20 protein-coding genes are annotated in these 23,888 nt (G+C 58.0%); 11 read left to right on the top strand and 9 right to left on the bottom strand.

Annotation, left to right across the window (positions count from 1 at the left end; all coding sequences use genetic code 11):
- Nucleotides 1-37: 37 nt before the first annotated feature.
- The 9 genes from ABH912_RS15335 to yaaA form a co-directional block, all read right to left on the bottom strand.
- Entirely contained in the window at nt 38-1,162 is a 1,125-nt protein-coding gene (locus tag ABH912_RS15335) for a mannuronate-specific alginate lyase (RefSeq protein WP_033061008.1), read from the bottom strand.
- 7 nt (nt 1,163-1,169) lie between these two features.
- Complete coding sequence (locus tag ABH912_RS15330; RefSeq protein WP_033061009.1) at nt 1,170-2,618, bottom strand: alginate O-acetyltransferase; 1,449 nt, start codon at nt 2,616-2,618, stop codon at nt 1,170-1,172.
- Nucleotides 2,619-2,628: 10 nt separating this feature from the next.
- Nucleotides 2,629-4,218 (bottom strand): mannuronan 5-epimerase AlgG, encoded by a 1,590-nt coding sequence (gene algG, locus ABH912_RS15325; RefSeq protein WP_033061012.1) that lies wholly within the window; start codon nt 4,216-4,218, stop codon nt 2,629-2,631.
- Between the two features lie 26 nt (nt 4,219-4,244).
- Nucleotides 4,245-5,732: an alginate export family protein gene (locus ABH912_RS15320; protein WP_033061014.1), complete on the bottom strand. Its 1,488-nt coding sequence runs from the start codon at nt 5,730-5,732 to the stop codon at nt 4,245-4,247.
- Complete coding sequence (algK, locus tag ABH912_RS15315) at nt 5,729-7,135, bottom strand: alginate biosynthesis TPR repeat lipoprotein AlgK (RefSeq protein ID WP_429511052.1); 1,407 nt, start codon at nt 7,133-7,135, stop codon at nt 5,729-5,731. Before algK ends, ABH912_RS15320 begins: the two co-directional genes overlap by 4 nt.
- Nucleotides 7,136-7,147: 12 nt before the next feature.
- Nucleotides 7,148-8,317, bottom strand: a complete 1,170-nt coding sequence (locus ABH912_RS15310; RefSeq protein WP_033061017.1) for an alginate biosynthesis protein Alg44 — start codon at nt 8,315-8,317, stop codon at nt 7,148-7,150.
- A gap of 35 nt (nt 8,318-8,352) precedes the next feature.
- Nucleotides 8,353-9,834 carry a mannuronan synthase gene (gene alg8 / locus ABH912_RS15305; RefSeq protein ID WP_419866204.1) on the bottom strand — a complete coding sequence of 494 codons (1,482 nt, stop codon included), beginning with the start codon at nt 9,832-9,834 and terminating at the stop codon, nt 8,353-8,355.
- A gap of 121 nt (nt 9,835-9,955) precedes the next feature.
- On the bottom strand, nt 9,956-11,272 hold the full coding sequence (locus tag ABH912_RS15300) for a nucleotide sugar dehydrogenase (RefSeq protein WP_033061020.1): 1,317 nt from the start codon (nt 11,270-11,272) through the stop codon (nt 9,956-9,958).
- 807 nt (nt 11,273-12,079) lie between these two features.
- On the bottom strand, nt 12,080-12,859 hold the full coding sequence (gene yaaA / locus ABH912_RS15295; RefSeq protein WP_033061022.1) for a peroxide stress protein YaaA: 780 nt from the start codon (nt 12,857-12,859) through the stop codon (nt 12,080-12,082).
- Between the two features lie 312 nt (nt 12,860-13,171).
- Here yaaA and ABH912_RS15290 point away from each other — a divergent pair, with 312 nt between their 5' ends.
- The 11 genes from ABH912_RS15290 (at nt 13,172) to cyoD (ending at nt 23,885) form a co-directional block, all read left to right on the top strand.
- Nucleotides 13,172-14,296 (top strand): polysaccharide deacetylase family protein, encoded by a 1,125-nt coding sequence (locus ABH912_RS15290; RefSeq protein ID WP_033061023.1) that lies wholly within the window; start codon nt 13,172-13,174, stop codon nt 14,294-14,296.
- 336 nt (nt 14,297-14,632) lie between these two features.
- Nucleotides 14,633-16,027, top strand: a complete 1,395-nt coding sequence (locus ABH912_RS15285) for a PhoH family protein (protein WP_008153474.1) — start codon at nt 14,633-14,635, stop codon at nt 16,025-16,027.
- Between the two features lie 141 nt (nt 16,028-16,168).
- Nucleotides 16,169-16,642 carry a cyclic pyranopterin monophosphate synthase MoaC gene (gene moaC / locus ABH912_RS15280; protein ID WP_033061025.1) on the top strand — a complete coding sequence of 158 codons (474 nt, stop codon included), beginning with the start codon at nt 16,169-16,171 and terminating at the stop codon, nt 16,640-16,642.
- Nucleotides 16,639-16,881: a molybdopterin converting factor subunit 1 gene (moaD, locus tag ABH912_RS15275; RefSeq protein ID WP_429511051.1), complete on the top strand. Its 243-nt coding sequence runs from the start codon at nt 16,639-16,641 to the stop codon at nt 16,879-16,881. The genes moaC and moaD overlap by 4 nt, the downstream gene beginning before the upstream one ends.
- Nucleotides 16,882-16,884: 3 nt before the next feature.
- Complete coding sequence (gene moaE, locus ABH912_RS15270) at nt 16,885-17,337, top strand: molybdopterin synthase catalytic subunit MoaE (protein ID WP_046045949.1); 453 nt, start codon at nt 16,885-16,887, stop codon at nt 17,335-17,337.
- A 214-nt stretch (nt 17,338-17,551) separates the two neighbouring features.
- Nucleotides 17,552-18,328, top strand: coding sequence for an ABC transporter substrate-binding protein (locus tag ABH912_RS15265; RefSeq protein WP_429511050.1), 777 nt, complete (start codon nt 17,552-17,554; stop codon nt 18,326-18,328).
- Nucleotides 18,329-18,614: 286 nt separating this feature from the next.
- Nucleotides 18,615-19,124, top strand: coding sequence for a disulfide bond formation protein B (locus tag ABH912_RS15260; protein ID WP_429511049.1), 510 nt, complete (start codon nt 18,615-18,617; stop codon nt 19,122-19,124).
- Nucleotides 19,125-19,940: 816 nt separating this feature from the next.
- Nucleotides 19,941-20,885: a ubiquinol oxidase subunit II gene (cyoA, locus tag ABH912_RS15255; protein WP_008147621.1), complete on the top strand. Its 945-nt coding sequence runs from the start codon at nt 19,941-19,943 to the stop codon at nt 20,883-20,885.
- Nucleotides 20,886-20,888: 3 nt separating this feature from the next.
- Nucleotides 20,889-22,919: a cytochrome o ubiquinol oxidase subunit I gene (cyoB, locus tag ABH912_RS15250; RefSeq protein ID WP_033061035.1), complete on the top strand. Its 2,031-nt coding sequence runs from the start codon at nt 20,889-20,891 to the stop codon at nt 22,917-22,919.
- Between the two features lie 3 nt (nt 22,920-22,922).
- Nucleotides 22,923-23,549 carry a cytochrome o ubiquinol oxidase subunit III gene (locus ABH912_RS15245; protein WP_008147627.1) on the top strand — a complete coding sequence of 209 codons (627 nt, stop codon included), beginning with the start codon at nt 22,923-22,925 and terminating at the stop codon, nt 23,547-23,549.
- Nucleotides 23,550-23,885 carry a cytochrome o ubiquinol oxidase subunit IV gene (gene cyoD / locus ABH912_RS15240; protein ID WP_008147629.1) on the top strand — a complete coding sequence of 112 codons (336 nt, stop codon included), beginning with the start codon at nt 23,550-23,552 and terminating at the stop codon, nt 23,883-23,885.
- Nucleotides 23,886-23,888 lie beyond the last annotated feature (3 nt).

The raw sequence follows: 23,888 nt of genomic DNA, 5'->3' as shown, positions 1-23,888 counted from the left end.
CGAGCAGGCTCGCTCCTACAGGGTTTTGCGTTTGGCTCTAGGAGCCTTTTTTGCCTTTCTCATTTGCCGGGTCGTAGACCTTGGTCAGGTCACCACCGAGGCGGAAAGTCTTGAACGGCTGCATCTCGTGCTTTTTCTCAAGCACATCCGGCGAGCAGGTGTAGAGCGTGCAGAACGGTTCGAGCCAGGCGAATTTCGAGTCGATTTTCAGGTCGGTCATGTCCTGTTCCTTGCCGTTCTTGTTCTCGAATTCTTCCGGGTCTTTGACACCCGCGAGCACTCGATCACCCAGGCGTTTCAATGCGCCATTGTTTTCCTGACGCAAGTCCACACCGTTGACCTGAGCGAAACTGGCGATCATCGCGAGTGGCGGCAGGGCGTAGTTGTGGTAGGCGAGGGCGCGTTGCTCGCGCTTGAGCTCGTTAGGCAGGTAACCCTCGGCGTCGATTTGATTGGCGCCGACCTTGAATTCCTTCACCGACCAGTCGAACAAGTCGCGGCGGTTGGTGGCGACCGACGTCGCCATCACCGACCAGGCAGCCCAGTACGAGTGGTTGTTGGTTTTATCCAGCGGCAGGTTGTCCCAATCGCTGACCACCTGATCAGCCATTTTGCTGAACCAGGCTTCAATCAACTGCGACTCTTGCGGGTGGTTCGCCAACGGATGCGAGTCGGAGAACTTCAGGCGGATATAGGACGACGCCATGCTGCCCAACGCCCATTTGCGCATGGACTTGCCGGTGTGGTTGAAATCCTTGGACATCAACGCATCGGCCTTGGCCCATGCGGTCAACCAGTTCAGGGTGCATTCGAGCTGTTCCGGACGACCGTCACGCATGTACTGCATCACGCGCTTGCTGGTGCCGCGCTCAATCTTGGTGATGTCAGCCGTGGTGTCGCGGAAGGCTTTTTCCGATACCTCGTTCAGGGTCGAACGGGCCTTGTCGGAACCTTCGTATTTGCTGCGAAATTGCAGCGAGCCGGTGTATGGCGTCGGCATCGCATCACAGCCTTCGCTCTTGTCGCCGGTTTTGACTTTTTCAATCGGCGCAAAGTATCCCTGTGGTGGACGCAGTGGCGCGGCGGCCTGTGTCGCACCGGCAAACATGGCCAGGCTCAACAGGGACGGTGCGATCAATCTTTTCAAAGTTCGGGTTTGCATAGTTGCCTCATTGCCCGGCCTGAGCGGTACGCTGCCCAGCGCCAGAGAACACGTTGCGTTTGCAGATTTTCGCTTCGACTTTCTGTGGCGCGGCACCTGCTTCAGGGCCCTGGACTTCGACGGCCAGCAGATTCTGCGAGGCCCAGTCTTCGTCCGTGCGCAACTCAAAGGCGAAACGCCCGTCGGTATCGGAGGTTTCCGGTTTTTCGATCTTGATGTCCTCGTGGCGACCGTTCATGTACCAGAGGGTGGCTTGCAGAACTTTCACCGACGGATCGGCGAAGCGGATATCAACCTGGTGGCTGCTGTTTTGCAGATTCAGGTTCTTGCTGTTGACCATCAATTCGTTCTTGCCCGGTTTCAACGTGGCACTGCCGGTCATCTGTGCATCCTTTCCTTCGCAACCGTTGTCCAGCAGCGCCATCATCTGGCGGTAGATGGTTTCCTGGTCGAGGCGATAAAGCGGCGAGAATTCCCAGATCAGAATCTTCGGCGGCTTGGTCTGGAACTCTTCGCTGCCCAGGTACTGCAGCATCGAACCTTCCAGGCCACCGCCGGGGAACGCCACGTTGAGGATGTCGGCGCCGATGGCCTCTTCGAGGAAACCGGCGAAGTTGTAGTTCTTGCCACTGTGGCTGGTGCCGACCAGGGTGACTTCCGGATTGCCGGAGTCACTGAACAGATCGCCATCAGCTGCTTCGCCTTTCGGCTCGGTGGTGAATTGATCCATGTACTGGATCGCGTAGCTGGTGCCACAGAGTTGACCAGCCATGTTGTGTAACGTTCCGGTCTTACCCATGCGACCCGACTTATGGCTCTCGAATTCGCGTTTCGGCACGTCGGCAAAGGCCGGCATTTTCTTGATTTGCTCACCGACGATTTTCGCCGTGCGCTGGGCGCCATACGGCGTCCAGTGTTGGTCGCCCTGGAAGTAGAAGTCGTGGGCCGGCAGGGTGTCAGGCAGCGACTCGTTGGTCAGCGGCGACAGGTCCGGCACGGTGTAGCCCATGGCGGCGAAACGCCCCAGCATGGTCTTGTAGTTCCTCAAGGCCTTGTCGAAATCGTACTTGGCCTTTTCTTCCGGATTGAGCTTGTTGCGGTTCACCAGACCACGGGTCGGCTGGTAAACGATGACCAGTTCAATGCCTTTGCTCTTGAACGCATCGTGCAGTTCTTTCATGCGTTTGTAGCCGACGGGGGTGGTGTCGAACTCGGTGCGCAAGTCTTCTTGCGTACGGAACAGCCAATCGCCCTGAGCCTGCACCAGCGTGGTGAAGTTCTGCTGGTAACGCGTGGTGTAGTTTTTCGGGTCGTGGGCTGCCGGGCACAAGCTGCAGCACGGTTCGGCGGAAAATTTTGGTGCCTGGACTTCGTCCGCGCGAACACCGCCGCTGGCCGCGAGAATGCCGGCGGTCAGGGCCGACAAGCTGAGTAATTTGATCAAGTGTGAGTGCATAAAATTATCCTCAGTCCCGCATTTCGGTCTGGCGTTCGACAGGGTCGATCAGCACGGCTTTCTGCTGGCGCACCAGCAGGTCGAGAATTTCATCCTGGCGCTCGCCGAGAATCCCCGAGAAGCTGATGCCAACGGTTTTGGTCGGTGCGAGCATGGACACGCGATACAACTCGACGCTCAGCGGCGAGTCGATGGACAGCGGTCCGCTGCCGTTGCCGGCCAGTTCGCCGCCGACCACGATCAGGGACACCTGGGCATCGAACGGGTCGAGCTTGATGTCACGGTCGGTATCGCTCAGGTCCTTGATGTGGCCGTAGACGCCGGTCAGGCCGTTGGCCATGGACAGGTTTTCGTAAAGGCGGATGTTTACGCTGTTACGAATCCGGATGCCGTGGCGCTTGTTGCTGATCACTTTGTTGCCCCACAGCAGGTTGTCGCCACTCTCGTAGAGGGTGATGCCGTCGGTGTGGTTCTTGTAGATCTCGTTGTAGGCAATCAGGTTGTTGACGCTGTTACGGTCGATCACCAGGCCCGACAACTTGTTGTCGTAGCTGCGGTTGTTGAAGATGAAGCTGTCGTTCACTTCACGGGAAATAATGATCCCGTGCTTCTTCTTGGTACCAAACACTGTGTTGTCGGCGATGATCAGACCGTGGGAACGGTCATGCGGGTCAATGCCGTAGACGATGTTGTCTTTGTAGGTGTTGCCCTTGACCACAAAGTCGCGGGCTTCGTAGCAGTAGAAGCCGTACCACATGTCCGAGAACTCGGAGCCGACGATCCAGCCGGTCGGTTCAGGGCGTTTGAGCACCTTGGCCATGTTCGGCGTGTATTGGGAAATACTCACGCCATAGGACTTACTGTTGGCGTAGCCGAAACTGGCGATCTTGCTGTTGGCGATGTAAGTCTCGGTACCGCCCCAGGACAGCAGGAACGGACGGAATTCCTTCGGCGACTTGAAGGCCGCCGGGCCGTTTGCCTTCTCGCTCCAGCCAGTGATTTTGGTATCACGCACAAACAGCTGGCCGTCATTGACCAGGAACGAACCGGACTCTTGGGAGAGGCGCAGTTCCTGGGTCTGCTTGTCGATTTCCAGGATGCCTTTCTGACCCACCACGATCGGCAACTTCGCCAGGAATACACCTGGCGAGGTTTCGCTGAAGTACTGCTTGGGTACTTTGTTGGCCAGATCCTTGAGGTTCATGTAGCCGTCGTCGATGAAAATCGCCTGTGGGATACCGTGCTGACGCACGACCCATTCGGCCATCTTGTTATCGCCGCCGATGAAGTCCTTCAGGGCGTTTTCCTGCATCATCCGGCGCACGCTGATTTTGCCGGCCTTGGTGCGCACGATTTTCGCGGCGATGGCTTCGGCGGTGTAGCCGGAGGTGTCCGGCAGTTTCGGCGTGGCCAACTCCAGCGGCGCGGTCGGTGCGCTGCTGACGGTGTAGGTCTTGGCCTGTTGCAATCCCTTGGCAAGGGTCGCCGGCTGGCCTTTGTGAACGGGCGAGGCCGGCTCCACAGTGGCGAAGACCGCCGTGCTGGCCAGCAACATCGCGCCGGCCAGCAAGGTTATCGAGCCTCTCTTCGGACTGTTCATGTCAGGAACTCCCTTAGCGGTTCGCATCAGAAGCGCCAGATCACGTCGATAAACGCGCGGTGCATGTACGAGTCGACGCCTTTGCCATACGCATCGCCGGGTTTGAACACACCGCCACGCAACCGCACCAGGGCCGAAGGCTCATCGATCGATTGGCTCAAGGAGGCAGGCAGCAGGCCTTGCTTGAAGTACTTGGTGACGACCACGTCCATTTCCTGGCCGAGGTCTTTGTTGCCATCGTCCAGCGGCAGGGACGTGCTGGAAAGAATCGCGCCGGTCACGTCGTCGGTGTCGTTCTGGACGGCGTTGATGCCGTTGCTGCCGACCGGCTTGTTGCCGTCGACGCGCCAGAATTTGTGGTAGATCACACTGGCGTCGTATTCGTCGTTGAGCATCCACGAACCGAACAAGGTAGCGCTCTGCATGTTGCTCGTTTCGCCACGGAAGGCTTCGCCGAAACGGTGAACCCGCGAGCGAGTACCGGTGTAGTTCGAACGGTTGCTTTGCAGGCCGTTCTGTTCGTAATCGGCACTGGCACGGGCATAGGCTGCACCGACTTGCCATTGCGGATCGAGGCGCAGACGCACGCCCAGGTCAGTGGCCCAGCCATCAATATTGCCACTGGTTTTGGCTTGTGCCGGAGCGGTGCCATCGGCGTTGAGCGGGTTGACCTTGTCGCGGTCGCCGCTCATGCCCGTGACGCTGCCCCAGTAATTGACGGTGTTGGTGTTGCGCCAGTTGTAGGCATCGCTGTCGGCGGTAAGGCCGATCCAGCTGATATCGCCGTTCTCTTTCTTGTCCAGAGAATCGGCGGGAACACCTGGCTGCGCGGTATCGAGCTTGCCGTCATCGTGAGTGTGGTGACCACGAATGCCGACCCAGTTGCCCGGGGTCCACTGATACGCCGCATCGGCGTAAGCGTGCAGGCGATCCTTGTCCTTGGGCGCGAGCTCTGTGAGGTCGGTGCGGTATTCGCTGAAGCGTTCGGCAACACCGGCGTTGGCGCGCAACAGGGTGGTGTCGAAGGTCCAGTTCAGGGCTTCGATGTTGGTGTCGCGCCATTGGCCATCGTCATTGCGCAGACGCTGGCGACCGAGTTTGAGTATCTCGCCGGGGTAGGGCGTAAGGCCGCTGTAACCGACCCAGAACTCGCGCATCGCCAGGTAGTTTTTCTTGCTCTTGCGATCACCGCTGTCGGTGGCCTGGGTGCCGTCGCTGTCGGACTGTTGCAGGGTGTCCGTCTCGATGATGTCGGTGGACGTCACGGCCTGACCCATGGCGTAGCCGCTCCACGCGCCGCTCTCGCCGTAGATCCATGGACGCAGGTCAAGGCCGACGCCATTGACGTCGCCGCCGCTCGCCGTACCGAGGTCAGTGTCGTCTTCGGACTGGGCGGTAACTTTCACGTCCAGGCCGTAGTTCTTGCTTTCAGTCAGGGCCGCCAGGGTCGGGCACGACCACAAGAGGGCGAACGACAGGCCGATACCGGCCTTCACAAATGGATTCAACTTCATAGGGATTCCTCGCCGTCTTCTTCTTCCAGGGCATGCAGTTCCAGCGTGTTCTGACTCAAGGCACCACGAACGGCCTGTTCTTGTTTCAACAGACGTTGGGCCTCGGCGAGCTGGGCAGGCGGCAGTTGGGTTTCGAGTGTTTGCGCAAGCTCGGTGGCTTGCGGGGTGTTCTGGGCCTTGGCCAATTGGCTGAAGACATAAGCGTTAAGCGGGTCGGGCCGGGTGCCCTTGCCTTGGGAGAACAGTTGGGCAATGGCGAAGTCGGCGCTGCTCTGGCCGTTACGCGCAGCCTTGAGCAGGTGGTCCAGCGCTTTTTGCGGATAGACCTTGCCCAGGTAACCGCGACGGTAGATCTGGCCGAGGTAGTAATCGGCGGCCACTTCTCTGTCGACGGCTTTCTTGAAGTGTTCTTCGGCGACCTTCGCGTCAACCGGTACCATTTTGCCTTCGTAGTAGAGCTTGCCCAGCAACAGCTCGGCGCGCGGCTGGTCGGCGGCGCGGCCGTTGTCCAGGTACTTCATCATCGTGTCGACGTCACCCAGTTCCGGGAAGTCGTAGAGCAGTTGCGCCAGGCTGACCCAGGAAGCGGGGTAGCCAGGGGCGATGCCTTCGAGCAGCGACTGGGCGGTTTTCTCGTCGGTCTTGCCCAGGGATGCATCGCCCAATACGCGGGCCACGCTGTCCACCCGCTGGGCGGAAACTGCGCCGCGAGCCTGAGCGGCTTGCATTTGCTTGATCAGCTCGGCCTGTTTCTCTGGCTGGGCTTTTTTCTGATAGACCGTGGCCAGTTCGACGTAACAGATGTCGGTGGTGTTCAACGCGGCTTTGCAGATCGTTTCCACTTCGTCCAGATGCTGGTCGTAAGTGCCCTGGGTGCGATAGAGCAGCACTTGGGCCAGGCCCGCTTCCGGCTTGCCTTCGGCACGCCATTGGCTGATCTGCTGTTGCGCGTTGACGTTCGGGAAACTGTGCGGGTATTGCAGGTAAAGCATTGCCAGCGGGATCAGGGTGTTGCCTTCGCCTGCGGCAGTGGCTTTCTTCAACAGGCCTTCAGCTTCGTGCTGTTCGGCTTCGGTGGAGCCGGGTTTGGCCACCAGCAGACGACCCAGGCGAGCCTGAGCTCGCGGCGAGACACTGGCTGCAGCGCGATAAGTCGCCTCGGCTTTCTTGATCTGCGCCGGGTCACGGCTGTCGACCTGGATATCGGCGAGGCCAACCTGTGCTTCGCTGTAGCCCAGGTCTGCCAGTTGCTGGTAATTCTGCGCCGCCAGCGTGGTATCACCGCGCTTGAGGGCTTCGTTGGCCAGACGCTGGTCGGGCAGGCCGGCGCATCCGGCCAGGGCGATTGCCATGGCCAGAGTCAGCGGGACTGGCAGGATTCTGAGTGGGCTAGTCACGGGCATGTCCTCTTGTTTTTAACGACCGGCGGCCATGGCTTTGTCGATCAGCCAGTTCAGGTTCGGACCACGGGTGGCGTTGACTTCAACCGGGCGACCGGCGAACTTGCTGTCCAGCGGCTCGTCAGGCTTGATCTGCACGCGAATGTCGGACGACAGGTCGGCGCTTTTCAGGCTGGTGCTGCTGATGATCGTGCCGGAGCGGGTTTTGTCTTCGCCGGCGATCTGGAAGCTGACCGTGCTGCCTGGCAGTACGTCGCCGAACTGGCGATAGGAGAAGCGCGCTTCAACGTTGGCTTCGCTGTTACGCGGCACCAGTTGGAAGATCACGTCGCCTTTGCTGGCGTACTGACCGTCGGCGACCATTTGCTGCGCTACGGTGCAATCGCACGGCGACGTCAGGGTGCCGGTCATTTGCTTGCCGAACAGTTCTTCAACCTTGGCCGGTTGCAGCTGGTCTTCGTCCAGATGGCCCTTGAGTACGTCGAGCATGCTGGTGCTGAACGTCGCCAGCGGGGCGCCTTTGGCGGCGATACCGTCGGTTTTGATCAGGCTCTTCACCGTGCCGTCGCGCGGCATGGTGATGTTCATGCCTGCTACGCTGACCAGACCGGCCTGGGCGTGGCTGACGAAGTACATGCCGTACACCGACTTGAAGATGAAGCCGAATGCCGTCAGACCGACGAGGAAAATCGCGAAGCTGAAGGTCACTGCACGCAGACGACCGAACGGGGTCATGCCGTGGCCGCCATCTTTGGCCTTGCGCGCCTTGGTGAAGTTGTCGCGTTGCAGGGTGGCCAACACTTCACCCATGGTGACGATGTCGCCGGCCAGGTGAGAAGTGATCAGGTGGCGCAGGGTGGAAATGTCCTGGGATTCGAGGTTCTGGAACTGGCAACCGGTACGACCGGTTTCGCGGTCGTGGGAGCGCACCAGTAATTCGACGTCCATGGCCAGGCCGAGGTTATCGATGACGAACTGCAGGCGAGCCTTGTACACGTCGCCGATCTTCAATGGCAGCTGACCGGCGTTGAAAGCCAGGCCGCCAGCGGAGAGGTCGAGGACCCGAGCTTCTACCGGGGTCCGGTCAGGACCGAAGAAGCGCAGCTTGGCCGGGATTTTTACCCGGGCGTGCTGGCGCTGGGCTTCTGATTCATGCACTACGTTGGCGTTGACGGCGGTATTCATATGGGCGATTTCCTAGTTAATTCAGGCGAGTTCGGTCAGACCATCATCAGCAGCACAGCAACAAAAATGCTGCCGGCGGAGAAGGTCATGGTCCGAGACGACCAAGTGTTGAACCAACCTTGAAAGCTGGCGAGATCACGGGTCAGGGAAGTGGGCTGGCGAGTCCAGGACTGTTGGTCGAGGCGGAAGAACACGTAGATCTTCACCAGCGCACCGACGATCTGGTTGTAATAGAGAATCGCAGGGTAGGCCGGGCCGATCGTGTGACCGGACAAAGACAACAGCACGGTCAGGATCAGGCGGGTAATGCCGATCCACAGCAGGTAAACCAGGATGAACGCGGCGCCGTACTTGAAGGTGGCGATGAGCGCGACGGTCAGGCCCAGCAACGACGTCCACATCGACACGCGCTGATCGAACAGCACCACCGAAGTGAACAGGCCGAGACGTTTCATCCCCAGGCCCAAGGCGCGGGAGTTCTGCCGCAGGTTGTTGCCGTACCAGCGGAACATCAGTTTGCGACTGGCCTTGATGAAGCTTTTTTCCGGCGGGTGTTCCACGGTGTGAATCGCGGCGTCCGGCACATAAAACGTGTCGTAGCCCAGGCGCATCAAGCTGAACCAGCTCGACTTGTCATCACCGGTGAGGAACTTGAAGCGACCCAGGCGCCAGTGTTGCAGCGAGTCGCTTTCCACGTCGGCGATGAAGTCCGGGTTGGTCACCACGGTGGCGCGGAATACCGACATCCGCCCGGTCATGGTCAGCACGCGCTTGGACAGGGCCATCGAGCACATGTTGATGTGGCGCTGGGCGAAGCGCAGTTTGTGCCACTCGCTCATGATGTAGCCGCCACGCACTTCGCAGAACTCGTTGGTGGTCAGGCCGCCGACATTGCCGAACAGCTGGAACCACGGCACGGTCTTGAGCACGACGCCTTCAGCGAGCACGGTGTCGCCATCGATCACTGCAACCACTGCGCGATCATCCGGCAGGTGGCGGGAGATGGCGCGGAAACCGTAGGCCAGGCCGTCGCGCTTGCCGGTGCCAGGAATGCGCACGAAGTCGAGCTTGACGCGAGCCGGTGGATTCATTTTGGCCCAAAGGCTTTTCACCAGCTTCTCATCGGACATTTCCACGATGGAGCAGACCATGGTAGTCGGCAGGCCGCAGTCGATCGCTTCGCGAATCACCGAGGCGTAGACCTGGGCGGTGGTCAGCGCGTCGATACGAAAACTGGTGACCATCAGAAACACATGGGACGGGTCTGCCGCTTTACCCAGCTTGCGCACTTTGCGCCGCAGGTGCGGGTAGACCACGTACAGAAACAGCATGCCGCGCAGAAAGTGCGTAGCACCCATCGAGTAGCGCCAGATACCGACGATACCGATCAGGAAGATGAAGTCCTTCGACTCGGAGTCGAACGTGGACGCAGGCAACGCCATGGCGATGCCCATCAATAAACTTAGGTAAAACAGCCAACCGGCGACCTGAAGTAGGCCGTGCTTTAGCCTGTGCATAATCTGCATCCGTCTCTATCTCGGGCGAGCCTGTGGGGTGGCCCGATGGGGTTAAGGCAGGCGAAAAAGCCGGGAGGGTTGCGGGCTTTGTGAGCCCCGCAAACCCTCCCGATGCCGCTTGTTACCAGCAGATGCCTTCAGTCCGGCCACTCACGCTGGTGGCTTGGGACATGAAACCAACCAGATCGATCACTTGCTTGCCGTGTGGAGCGTTCTGCGCCAGGGCGCGGAACTTCTCGTCACGGTTGCCGAGGATGATCACGTCGGACTTGTTGATCACGTCGTCGAAGTCAGCGTTGAGCAAGGACGAGACGTGAGGGATCTTCGACTCGATGTAATCCTTGTTCGCACCGTGGACACGGGCGTATTCGACGTTGGTGTCGTAGATGCTCAGGTCGTAGCCCTTGCCGATCAGCATTTCTGCCAGATCAACCAGTGGACTTTCGCGCAGGTCGTCAGTACCGGCCTTGAAGCTCAGACCCAGCAGGGCGACTTTGCGTTTGCCGTGGCTGGTGACGATGTCGAAGGCGTTCTGCACCTGGGACTCGTTACTGCGCATCAGCGAGTTCAGCAGCGGTGCTTCCACGTCCAGGGAACCGGCGCGGTAGGTCAGGGCGCGAACGTCCTTCGGCAGGCAGGAACCGCCGAACGCGAAACCAGGGCGCATGTAGTACTGGGACAGGTTCAGCGTCTTGTCCTGGCAGACCACTTCCATCACTTCGCGACCATCGACGCCGACGGCCTTGGCGATGTTGCCGATCTCGTTGGCGAAGGTCACCTTGGTGGCGTGCCACACGTTGCAGGTGTACTTGATCATCTCGGCCACTGCGATGTCCTTGCGGATGATCGGAGCGTCGAGTTCTTCGTACAGCGATTGCAGAACGTCGCCGGAAGCCTTGTCGAACTCGCCGATAACAGTCATAGGCGGCAGGTCGTAGTCGGCGATCGCGGTGCTTTCACGCAGGAACTCAGGGTTCACTGCAACGCCGAAGTCGACGCCGGCTTTCTTGCCGGAGCAGTCTTCGAGGATCGGGATCACTACGTTTGCCACAGTGCCTGGCAGTACGGTGCTGCGAACCACGATGGTGTGACGGGTGGTCTTGTCACGCAGGACAAAACCGATCTCGCGGCACACAGCTTCGATGTAGTTCAGTTCCAGATCGCCGTTCTTCTTGCTCGGCGTGCCGACGCAGATCATCGACAGGTCGGTGTCACGAATCGCCTCGGCGAAGTTGGTCGTGCCGCGCAGTTTGCCCGTCTCGATACCCTTCTGCAGAAGCTCGCCCAGACCCGGCTCAACGATCGGCGATTTACCGGCGTTGATCATATCGATTTTGTCCTTGGCAACATCGACGCCAACGACGTCATGGCCCCGTGCAGACAGGCAACCGGCACATACTGCGCCGACGTAACCTAAACCAAATATGCTGATGCGCATCGCAATTACCTCTGTGTTTATCAAGCCATCACATGGCCGGAGTTAATGGTGTTCAGCGGTTGTAGTGCACTCGGAAGTGCGCCTTAAAGGCGTCACGATGCCGCGTGCAGGCATATAAGTTCCGAGTGTCTAAATAAGTTCACTCAAAAGGTGCGCAACTAGGCTTTTATTGTTATGGCGTGCCCTGTTATGCAGCAGATCTTCCAGTCAGAAGACATTCGTGCAAAGGTCTTGCGCGCTCAATGCCAGGCCATAAGCCCGTAAATCAAGCGGTTGGGTGCTCAGGTGAGCACGTTTATAGGGGCGCTGCCTTGGCCTTGTAGGGGATACTTATGATGCTTATCTCCTATCCTTCATGTGTTGCCCAAATCAGGGATCAGTAAGCAGAAGTTAATGTGACAACTTTGCTATGTGAGTCTCTTCTCTGCGTAAGTTATCTCGTACAAGCTCAGGGAGAATGGTTACCGATGGTATGAACGACGCATCTGGACATAGTTCCAGTCCGCCCATCGCGAATTCTGAAATTTCTTGAAATATTGAAAAAGATGGCACTGCCTTCATATTGATAGCAACACCTGTTTCGCCCTTGATACATAAGGTTATTGTCGGGTTAGATGGTCATGTGCCACTACCGATAAAAAAATTAAGTGCCACTACTGAAAAAAATCAGCGATGTCGAGTGAAACTAAAGTTAGAAAATAGAGTGATTGATTATTGGCGTCAGCAAAGTGACGAATGGGGCGGGGAATTGTTGGACGATTGGACATGGCGCACGCCCCGTTAATGAGGTGTGCGCCAAGTGGATGTTTACTCGGGCGCGTGATCGCGCAGGAACACCAGATTGTCCGGTTTAGACTGTTCGGCGCTGTAGCGATAACCTTGTACATCGAACTGCTTGAGGGCTTGCGGGTCGTTGATGCGCTCTTCAATGACGAAGCGACTCATCATGCCGCGGGCCTTTTTCGCGTAGAAGCTGATGATCTTGTACTGGCCGTTCTTCAGATCCTTGAATTCCGTATTGATGATGCGCGCGTTCAAGGCGTTGCGTTTGACCGCCGAGAAGTACTCGTTGGAGGCCAGGTTCAGCAGCACATCATCGCCTTGATCGGCCAGGGCTTCGTTCAGCCATTCGCTGATCCGTGTGCCCCAGAAGGCATACAGGTCCTTGCCCCGGGCATTCGCCAGTTTGGTGCCCATCTCCAGTCGATACGGCTGCATCAGGTCCAGTGGGCGCAGCAGGCCGTACAGGCCGGATAACATGCGCAAGTGCTGCTGGGCGTAATCGAAATCGGCCTCGCTGAAGGTTTGAGCATTCAACCCGGTGTAGACGTCGCCCTTGAATGCCAGCAGTGCCTGTTTGGCGTTTTCCGGAGTGAACGCAGGCGTCCAGCTGCCGAAACGCGCGGCGTTGAGCCCGCCGATCTTGTCGGAGACGTGCATCAACTCGCTGATCTGCGCAGGGGCCAGCTCGCGCAATTGCAGGATCAGCTCCTGGGAATGGTCGAGGTATTGCGGCTGGGTGAAGCGTTGGGTCGCCGGCGGTGTTTCGTAATCGAGGGTCTTGGCGGGGGAAATCACCATCAGCATGAAGTCGTCTCCTTTAATCGTGGGGGCGATTCTAGGGGGTTGTCCTTGTTGACTCCAGCTATCAAGTCCATAGGTGATCGGTGGCGGAACGTGGGGCGGCTTTTGTGGCGAGGGAGCTTGCTCCCGCTCGAGCGCGAAGCGGTCGCAAAAATGGTGCACTGGTTTTAGCTGAAGGAATGAGGTTGCAGGTTGGGGGCTGCTTCGCAGCCCAGCGGGAGCAAGCTCCCTCGCCACAGGGATTTAGGTGCTTCTGCGGGAGTTGGGGCTGGATCAGCTATAGTGCCGCGCGGGTTTTGTTATGGAGACATCCCATTGCGTATCGTTTTTCTATTCTCGGCCTGGCTGTTGAGCTTCGGTGCCATGGCGGCGCCGGGCGATGTGGCGACGCTTGATCGCAGCACCTGGCCTGAACAACTCAACAGCCCGACCCTGTTTGATGTGGCGTCTCGGGCCGAGATCCTCATGTTTTCTCGCGTCTTGTTGGCCAGCGAATCCCTGGATGAAGTGAGTCTGGCCCAGCGCCTGGGGTTGCGCACGGTCAATCTGGAATCGATCAACAACCTGCGCCAGCGCATGTGGCAGCGGCTGCTGACCAACTACAACTACGCCCAGCAGAGCTGCGATCAGGATGCCTCCTTCTGTTTCCTGGTCGAGGACATGGACACCCTGCGCCAGCAAGCCGCCAAGTTTCAGATCAGCGATGAGAGCTACTACATAAAGTGGGCCGAGCCGAGCCGACTGTTCCACGCCCAGTACCTGGACGAGCAATTGCGCAAGGCTGCGCTGTTTCCGCAAACCAGTAGCGAAGTCGATCGTTTTGGCGACTATGAGCGCAACGGCGATCAGATGCATGACCGGCTGTTTTTGCTGACCTTCGACAGTGCCGCCAATGCCACGCCGGATAACACCGCCTGGGCCACGGAATACCTGCGCAAGTCGAACATGACCGGCACGTTCTTCGTCCTCGGCAAGGACATCCAGGCCCGTCTGGCCGATCGTTCGGTAGCCAGCCTGCAAGCGACGTACTCCAAACAATGCATTGGCGCGCAAGGCTGGGAATTTCGCTCCCACAGTCACTGGCAGGACTGGCAGGACTCGGTGCGACGCAGCGTCGAACTGGTCAAAAGCAAACTGCCCGAGAACTACGTGCCATTGTTTCGGCCGCCCGATGGCCAGCGTCGGTCTGACGCTGAAGGATTCTTCGAATCACAGGGTTTGCAGGTGGCGCTGTGGGATATCGATGCCCAGGATGGTGCCGGCAAGCTGAAAGCCAATCAGAGCGCGCAACGGGTGTTGAGCCTGATGTTGTTGTGGCGCCACGGGGTGATCAACTTCAACGTGAAGCAGGATGCGCTGAAAACGGCGATGCCCTGGCTCATCACGCAAACGGCGCAAAGCGGAATCGGCTGGGAAGACTGTCAGGACGCGTTTCGCTGAAAACGGTGAAAGGCCGTAAACATTGGGCGAAGGGTGATTTTGGGCGAGAATTCGATGCAGGCGGACTTCCGACTTTAACGGGGTGATGGCAATCCGCCTAGTGCTATTGGTCACTCTGAAAAATAAACTTCAAAAAAACGTCAAAGTACTTTTTTCTGTCACAGGTTTTGGAGTATTACGAAGACAGACCGCCGAAACCTGCAGACAGGTGGCGTCTTCCAAGACCCCCATTTGTGTGCAGTTCACTTGAGTCCTCGCAGGTGAATTCGGTGGCCACTTCGAGGCGCAGCACTGTCACGGTATTGCGTCGACTGGCTCCCACAAAGGTGACCGAGTATGGATGATCACGGACGTAGTTCTTCCTCCAACCAGCCAATCCTTTATGTACTCGATACCAACGTATTGATTCACGATCCAAACGCCCTGCTTAACTTCGAAGAACACCACGTCGCCATCCCGATGACCGTGCTTGAAGAGCTCGACAAGCTCAAGAGCGGGCATCACAGCGTGGCTGCGGAATGCCGTCAGGCGATTCGCCTGATCGACAAGACCCTGGGCGATGCCAGTCCTGAAGACGTCGAGCTCGGCGTTCCGATCCAGCGTGGTAAAAGTGGTCCCAAGGGTTTGCTGTCAATTCTGATGAGCAAGCGTGCAGAACCGAACCTCATTCTGCCCGAGCACCTGAACGACAACATCATCATCAACCAGTTGATCGACCTGCACGCGCGTGAACCAAAGCTGCCCGTGGTGCTGGTCACCAAAGACATCAACATGCGCCTCAAGGCCCGGGCTTGCGGGATCGCGGCCGAGGATTACAGCACCGACCAACTGGTCGACGACGTGTCGCTGCTGCCCAACGGTTATCACAACATGACCGGCTCCTTCTGGGACCGTGTGAGGAATGTCGACACCCGTCAGGACCATGGCCGCACCTGGCACCAGGTGCAGTTGATCGACAACCTGCCGGCGGTACACGTCAACGAGTTCATCATCGATGAACAGGGCTTTGTCGGCTGGATCAAGGAGATCGAGGAAGACAAGCTGCTGATTCTCGACCTGCATCAGGAACCCCTGTTGCACCAGGAAGCCTGGGGCCTGAAACCGCGTGACATCTATCAAAGCCTGGCGCTGTACGCCTTGCTCGACCCGGATATCCACCTGGTCAACCTGACCGGGGCAGCAGGTTCGGGTAAAACCATCCTCGCACTGGCGGCTGCGATCGAGCAGACCATGGTCAGCAAGCGCTATCGCCGGATCATCGCGACCCGTAGCGTGCAGGGCCTGGATCAGGAGATCGGTTTCCTGCCCGGCACCGAAGCAGAAAAAATGGAGCCTTGGCTGGGCGCCATCACCGACAACCTCGAAGCCTTGCACATGGATGACGAAAACACCCATGGCAGCGTCGATTACATCCTCAGCAAAGTGCCGTTGCAGTTCAAATCCCTCAACTACATTCGAGGCCGCAGCTTCCAGCAGAGTCTGATCCTGATCGATGAATGCCAGAACCTCACGCCGCACCAGATGAAAACCATCATCACCCGTGCCGGCGCCGGTTCCAAAGTAGTGTGCCTGGGCAACCTGGCGCAGATCGACACCCCTTACCTGTCCGCGACCAGTTCCGGGCTGACGTACCTGACAGAACGCTTCAAGGATTTCCCCAACGGTGTGCACATCACCCTGCAAGGGGTGCCACGTTCGATTCTGGCCGAATACGCCGAATCGCATTTGTAACCTTCACCAAAACCGGGCGACCTCACAGGCCGCCCGGTTTTTTTATGCCCGACACATAACCCCTGTGGTGATCCGATAATCAAACGTGCGGAATTTTGACCCACAGGTTTACAATCGGTGCTCCTGATCAGGAGTATCCCTGTGCTGACTCATCTCGATTCCCAAGGTCGCGCCAATATGGTCGACGTCACTGAAAAAGCCGTGACGTTCCGTGAAGCAACGGCCCAAGCGCTGGTGCGCATGCTGCCCGAAACCCTGCAGATGATCGTCAGCGGCGGTCACCCCAAGGGTGATGTGTTCGCCGTGGCGCGTATCGCCGGCATTCAGGCCGCGAAGAAAACCAGCGATCTGATCCCTCTGTGCCATCCGCTGCTGCTCACCGGCGTCAAGGTCGAGCTCAGTGCCGAAGGCGACGACACCGTGCGCATCGTGGCGCGCTGCAAGTTGTCCGGACAAACCGGCGTGGAGATGGAAGCCCTGACCGCCGCCAGCGTCGCGGCGCTGACCATCTACGACATGTGCAAAGCCGTGGATCGCGGCATGACTATTGAAAGCGTGCGGCTGCTGGAGAAACTCGGCGGCAAGAGCGGCCATTTTCAGGCGGATCAACCATGAACGTCACCGTGAAGTTTTTTGCCCGTTACCGTGAAGCGCTCGGCGTGGATTCGGTGAAGGTTGAAGGCAGCTTTGCCACCGTCGACGATGTGCGAGCGCTGCTGGCCCAGCGAGAGGGTGCCGAAGTGTTGAGCGAGCAGAACCTGATGTGTGCTCGCAACGAAGACCTGTGCCAGCTCGATGAGCCGGTGAGCGATGGCGATGAAGTGGCCTTTTTCCCGACCGTGACCGGAGGCTGAGCCATGGCGATTCGCGTGCAATCCACGGCGTTTGATCCGGGTGCTGAAGTCAACGCCATGCATGCCGCCAATGTGGGCGTGGGGGCGGTGGTGAGTTTTGTCGGCTATGTTCGCGACTTCAATGACGGACTCGACGTCGCCGGGATGTTCCTTGAGCACTACCCGGGCATGACCGAAAAAGCCCTCGCCAAGATCGCCACAGAGGCCGAGCAACGCTGGCCGCTGCTCAAACTTGAAGTGCTGCATCGCATCGGCGCTCTGGAGCCGGGGGAGCCGATCGTCTTCGTCGGCGCTGCCAGCGCCCACCGCCAGGCGGCGTTCGACGCCTGCGCCTTTGTGATGGATTACCTGAAAACCCGCGCACCGTTCTGGAAGAAAGAAAACACCCCTGACGGGTCGCGTTGGGTTGAAGGGCGCGACAGTGATCATGCGGCGGCGGATCGCTGGAAGCAGTAAGTAGCCGATAAACATCGTTCCCATGCTCCTGCGTGGGAGCGATCAATTCCCCTGAATTTCCCTCCCGACCATCGGCTGGCAGAACTGCTGGCATCCTGATTGACGATCAATACATAAAAGTCCAGTATGGATTTATAAGTACAAAAAAGCGCTTCCCCGTTTCTGCTCTTTCTTCTGTCTTGCCAAACCAACAACAACCCGCGAGAGAACGAACATGAAGAGATTCCCCCTCATCACCGGTCTGGCCCTGAGCCTGTTGGCGTGCAGCAGCCTGTTCGCCGCCGATAAAACCCTGCGTATCGGCATCGAAGCAGCTTATCCACCGTTCGCGTCCAAAACCGATAAAGGTGAGATTGTCGGGTTCGACTACGACATCGGCAATGCCCTGTGCGCGCAGATGAAGGTCAAGTGCGTCTGGGTCGAAGGTGAGTTCGACGGTCTGATTCCTTCCCTTAAGGTGAAGAAAATCGACATGGCGCTGTCGTCCATGACCATCAACGAAGACCGCAAGAAGTCGGTGGATTTCACCCACAAGTACTACTTCACTTCATCGCGTCTGGTGATGAAGGAAGGCGCAGTCGTGGATGACCAATACGCCAGCCTCAAGGGCAAGACGGTCGGTGTGCAGCGTGCAACCACCACCGACCGTTATGCCACTGAGGTTTTTGAACCGAAGGGTATCAACGTCAAGCGTTACGGCAACAACGAAGAGATCTACATGGACCTGGCTGCCGGTCGCCTCGATGCCATTTTTGCCGACACCATTCCGCTGAATGACTTCCTGATGATGCCTCGTGGCAAGGGTTATGCCTTTGTCGGGCCAGAGCTCAAGGACCCGAAATACGTGGGCGAGGGCGCCGGGATTGCAGTGCGCAAGGGCAACACCGAGTTGGTCTCCGAGCTGAACACGGCCATCGACGGCATTCGCGCCAGTGGCGAGTACCAGAAGATTTCAGAGAAGTACTTCAAGTCTGATATCTACGGCGACTGATCAAGCACGCTTCCCCCTGTAGGAGCGAGCCTGCTCGCGATGGACGTCAACGATAACGCGGGCTGTCTGAATGAACGCGTTGTTCAGGCGTTTTTCGCGAGCAGGCTCGCTCCTACAATGAATTAGCGTTAAGCATTAGTTCGCCTGCTCCAGATGGCTTGAGATTTAATCCCTTCTTAACCGGCTTGTCGTCTATTCCCCGATACCCCGCTGTGCGCGCCGGACTCTCAAAGGTCAGGGCCAGCGTGTAGACTTCCGGGCAATCGATATTTAGAAGGGAAACGCAATGAGCGAGGAAACGATGCGGTTGGGCCGTGAACGGCGCTATCTGGTGTTGCTGGGCATCATCTGCCTGGCGCTGATCGGTGGCGCGCTGTACATGCAAATTGTTCTGGGCGAGGCGCCGTGCCCGCTGTGCATCCTGCAACGTTATGCGTTGCTGCTGATTGCGCTCTTCGCGTTCATCGGCGCGGCCATGCGCACCCGTCGCAGCATCACGGTATTTGAAACCCTGGTGGTGATCTGCGCCCTGGCAGGCGTCGGAGTGGCCGGGCATCACGTCTTTACCCAGTTCTATCCGGCGGTCAGTTGCGGTATCGATGTACTGCAACCGATTGTCGACGGTTTGCCACTGGCGAAGATCTTCCCGCTGGGCTTCCAGGTCGACGGCTTCTGCTCCACGCCGTACCCGCCGATCCTCGGTCTGTCGCTTGCACAGTGGGCGCTGCTAGCCTTTGTGCTGATCGTGGTGCTGGTGCCGCTGCTCACTTCGCATAACCGCAAAGCGCTGCGCTGAAGTCATCTGCCGCCATCGCTGCCACACAAAAAAACGCCTCGGCCCTCGTTGAGGGGGCCGGGGCGTTTTGCATTTCAGGACACAGGTAAAATGACCTTGATGCGCGACAAGTCTGGGTGTGGCACGTGTGCGACATGTTGTCACAGCGGGAGTGTCGCAAGGCATTTCAGGGCGTCGGATTGGTACATGACTACGCAACAAAATTGGCCTGTTTTAGCGTCTGGTAACTTCAGCCCGAGTAATCCGGAACAGGCAGTTTTAACAGGCCCTGGCGAATCGGCGAAGCCCTTGTCACATGGGGGCCTTGGCAGGATCGAAGGAGGACGCAGAGCCTTCGATACTGTCTGAACTACCTGAGGTAGACCTACAATTTTTGGTGTTTTTGTTGAGAATGAATTTCGATACCATGGCGCACTTTTGCAAATACCGTTAATGATTGTTGCTGGAATGGATAAAAATTATTTCGGGATGAGACATGGTTTATAAAACGTTACATATCTACAATCGCCCGCACTGAATTCCCGGCACTGCTCATCCCTGAGCAGGAATAGGGCGTCGAGAGGCCAATTGGCTTCATGCGACTCCCAGGTGTCGGTGCCTTCCAACTATCCGCACCAAATGGAATTGGTCTGTAACAAGGCCTTTGACCACGAATTCGAATAAGAACTCAACGCTGGCCCAGGATTTGTCGAACAGCGTCTGACGCGCGACGGGCAGCCACTTATTCAATCCAAGAAAAATGCCAACCCTTGGCAGGGTGAAGTGTTGGCGATCAAAACCCAACTGCATTGCGCAAGCTGCTTTAGAGGTCGTGAGATGAGTAAAAACAGGTACCCCAGACTACTAGGCTTATTGCCGCTGATCGGCACGTTGTTGCTGTCAGGCTGCAACATGACCTTGCTCGATCCCAAGGGCCAGGTCGGCCTGGACGAGCGAAACCTGATCATCACCGCAACGCTGCTGATGCTGTTGGTCGTGGTTCCGGTCATCGTCATGACCTTCCTGTTCGCCTGGAAATACCGCGCGTCCAACACCGACGCCGTCTACACGCCGAAATGGTCGCACTCCACCAAGATTGAAATCGCGGTGTGGGCTGTTCCAGTGCTGATCATCATTGCCCTGGGTTATGTCACCTACAAGTCGACCCACGCGCTGGATCCATACAAGCCGCTGGAATCCGACGTCAAGCCGATCACCATTGAAGTCGTCGCGCTGGACTGGAAATGGATGTTCATCTATCCAGAGCAAGGCATCGCCACCGTCAACAAGATCGTGTTCCCGGCGCACACGCCGATCAACTTCAAGGTGACTTCGGACTCCGTGATGAACTCGTTCTTCATCCCGGCGCTGGGCGGCCAGATCTACGCGATGGCCGGCATGCAGACCAAACTGCACCTGATCGCCAACCAGAACGCTGAAATGGACGGTATCTCCGCCAACTACAGCGGCGCTGGTTTCACCGGCATGAAATTCAAAGCTATCGCCACCTCTCAGGAAGATTTCGACGCCTGGGTCAGCGAAGTCAAAAAGGCACCTAAACAGCTTGAAAAAGCTGAATACGAAGCCCTTTCCAAGCCAAGCCAGAACAACCCAGTCGAGCTCTACTCCTCGGTCACGCCAAACCTGTTCCAGATCATCGTCGACAAGTACGAAGGTATGAATCCGGGCAAGCCGATGCACCACGAGAAGAAAGAGCACGAAATGGCCGCCATGGAAGGGATGGACATGAGTTCGCATTCAGCTGCCGGGGCAGAGGAGTAAACGATGTTTGGTAAATTAAGTTGGGAAGCGGTCCCGTTCCACGAACCGATCGTGATGATAACCATCGCCATGATCGCGCTCGGTGGTCTGGCGCTGTTCGCTGCAATCACCTATTTCAAGAAGTGGACCTACCTGTGGTCCGAGTGGCTGACCTCGGTCGACCACAAGAAAATCGGCGTGATGTACATCATCGTTGCCATGGTCATGCTGCTGCGCGGTTTTGCCGACGCCATCATGATGCGTACCCAGTTGGCCATGGCCACCGAGGGTTCGCCTGGCTACCTGCCGCCTGAACACTATGACCAGATCTTCACCGCTCACGGTGTGATCATGATCATCTTCATGGCGATGCCATTCTTCACCGGCCTGATGAACCTTGCAGTGCCGCTGCAGATCGGCGCGCGTGACGTTGCCTTCCCGTTCCTGAACTCCCTGAGCTTCTGGCTGCTGGTGTCGGGCGTGGTGCTGATCAACCTGTCCCTGGGCGTCGGCGAATTCGCCAAGACCGGTTGGGTTGCCTATCCGCCGCTGTCGGGCCTGCAATACAGCCCGGGCGTGGGGATGGATTACTACATCTGGGCGCTACAGCTATCCGGGTTGGGTACGACGCTGACGGGGGTCAACTTCCTGGCTACCGTGCTGAAAATGCGTACCCCGGGCATGAAGCTGATGGACATGCCGATCTTCACCTGGACCTGCACCTGGGCCAACGTCCTGATCGTGGCCTCGTTCCCGATCCTGACCGCTACCCTGGCACTGCTGACGCTTGACCGTTACATGGATTTCCACATTTTCACCAATGAACTTGGTGGCAATCCGATGATGTACGTCAACCTGTTCTGGGCCTGGGGTCACCCCGAGGTTTACATCCTGATTCTGCCGGCGTTCGGGATCTTCTCCGAAGTCATCTCGACCTTCACTGGCAAGCGTCTGTTCGGCCACCACTCGATGGTCTACGCATCGGGCGCGATCTCGATCCTGGGCTTCATGGTCTGGCTGCACCACTTCTTCACCATGGGTTCGGGTGCCAGCGTCAACGCCTTCTTCGGTCTGGCGACGATGCTGATTTCGATCCCGACGGGGGTGAAGCTATTCAACTGGCTGTTCACCATTTACCAAGGGCGTCTGCGTTTCACCAGCCAGGTTCTGTGGACCCTGGGCTTCATGGTGACCTTCGCCATCGGCGGCATGACCGGCGTACTGCTGGCCATCCCGGGTGCGGACTTCGTCCTGCACAACAGCCTGTTCGTGATCGCTCACTTCCACAACGTGATCATCGGCGGCGCGGTATTCGGCTACATCGCAGGCTTCGGCTTCTACTTCCCTAAAGCGTTCGGCTTCAAGCTGCACGAAGGTTGGGGCAAGGCAGCGTTCTGGTTCTGGATCTCGGGCTTCTTCGTCGCGTTCATGCCGCTCTATGCACTGGGCTTCATGGGCATGACCCGTCGTCTGAACGCCACCACCAACCCTGAGTGGGTGCCGTACCTGTACGTCGCCATGTTCGGTGCGGTGATGATCGCGGTCGGTATCGCCTGCCAGCTGATCCAGCTGTACGTCAGCGTGCGTGATCGCAACAAGCCAGAAAACATGTGCGACCACGGTGACCCGTGGAATGCCCACACGCTGGAATGGTCGACCTCGTCGCCACCACCGTTCTACAACTTTGCCGTGCTGCCAAAAGCGGACACCATCGATCCGTTCACCGAAGCCAAGGAAAACGGTACCGCGTACAAGGCTCCGGCCCGTTACGAACCGATCCACATGCCAAACAACACCGCGACCGGTGTGGTCATGGGCGCTCTGTTGACCGTGTTCGGTTTCGCGATGATCTGGCACATCTGGTGGTTGGCCATCGTTGGCCTGGTTGGCACCGTGGGCTACTTCGTGATCCACGCTGCACGTGATGATCAAGGCTACATGGTGCCGGTCGACGTGATCGAGCGCATCGAAGCCGAGCAGCACAAGCGTCTGGTAGCGGCCGGGAAAGTTCCAGCCACCGCCACCCGTGTTGAAACCTCGTTGGAACAGGCTTAAACCATGTCGAACTTAGTGACCACTGCTGGACACGCCCATGGCACGGACCATGGGCACGACGACCATCACCACGACTCGGGCGAGATGACCGTATTCGGTTTCTGGCTCTACCTGATGACCGACTGCATTCTGTTTGCGTCGATCTTCGCAGCGTACGCGGTACTGGTTAACAACGTAGCAGGTGGCCCGTCGGGCCACGACATCTTCGAACTGCCGTACGTACTGGGCGAAACCGCTCTGCTGCTGTTCAGTTCGATCACCTACGGCTTCGCCATGCTGGCGTTGTTCAAGGGCAAGAAGAACCAGGTCCTGGGCTGGCTGGGCATGACCTTCCTGTTCGGTGCCGGCTTCATCGGCATGGAGATCAACGAGTTCCACATGCTGATCTCCGAGGGCTTCGGTCCTAGCCGCAGCGGCTTCCTGTCCGGGTTCTTCACCCTGGTCGGCACCCACGGTCTGCACGTGACCAGCGGTCTGATCTGGATGGCGATCATGATGTACCAGGTGCAGAAAAATGGCCTGACGGCGACCAACAAAACCCGTCTGAGCTGCCTGAGCCTGTTCTGGCACTTCCTGGACGTGGTGTGGATCTGCGTATTCACCGTTGTTTATCTGATGGGGACTATGTAAATGGCTAACGCTCATTCCCACGATAGCCACGACGCCAGCCACGGCAGCGTCAAGTCTTACGCTATCGGTTTCATTCTGTCGGTGATCCTGACGGTCATTCCTTTCGGCCTGGTGATGTACCCATCGCTGCCGAAAGCCCTGACCCTGTGGATCGTACTGGCCTTCGCAGTCATCCAGGTGCTGGTGCACCTGGTGTACTTCCTCCACCTGGACCGCTCCGCTGCCCAGCGTAACAACGTGATCGCGTTTGTCTTCGCTGCACTGGTCATCGTCCTGTTGGTAGGCCTGTCGCTGTGGATCATGTTCAGCATCCACTCCAACATGATGGCGCACTGAGGA

The organism is Pseudomonas sp. BT76 TE3572 (genome assembly GCF_050435365.1).
GTDB classification, from domain to species: Bacteria; Pseudomonadota; Gammaproteobacteria; order Pseudomonadales; family Pseudomonadaceae; genus Aquipseudomonas; species Aquipseudomonas fluorescens_W.
Note: the sequence above shows the minus strand (reverse complement) of the source record. Positions and strands in the feature narration are given on the sequence as shown.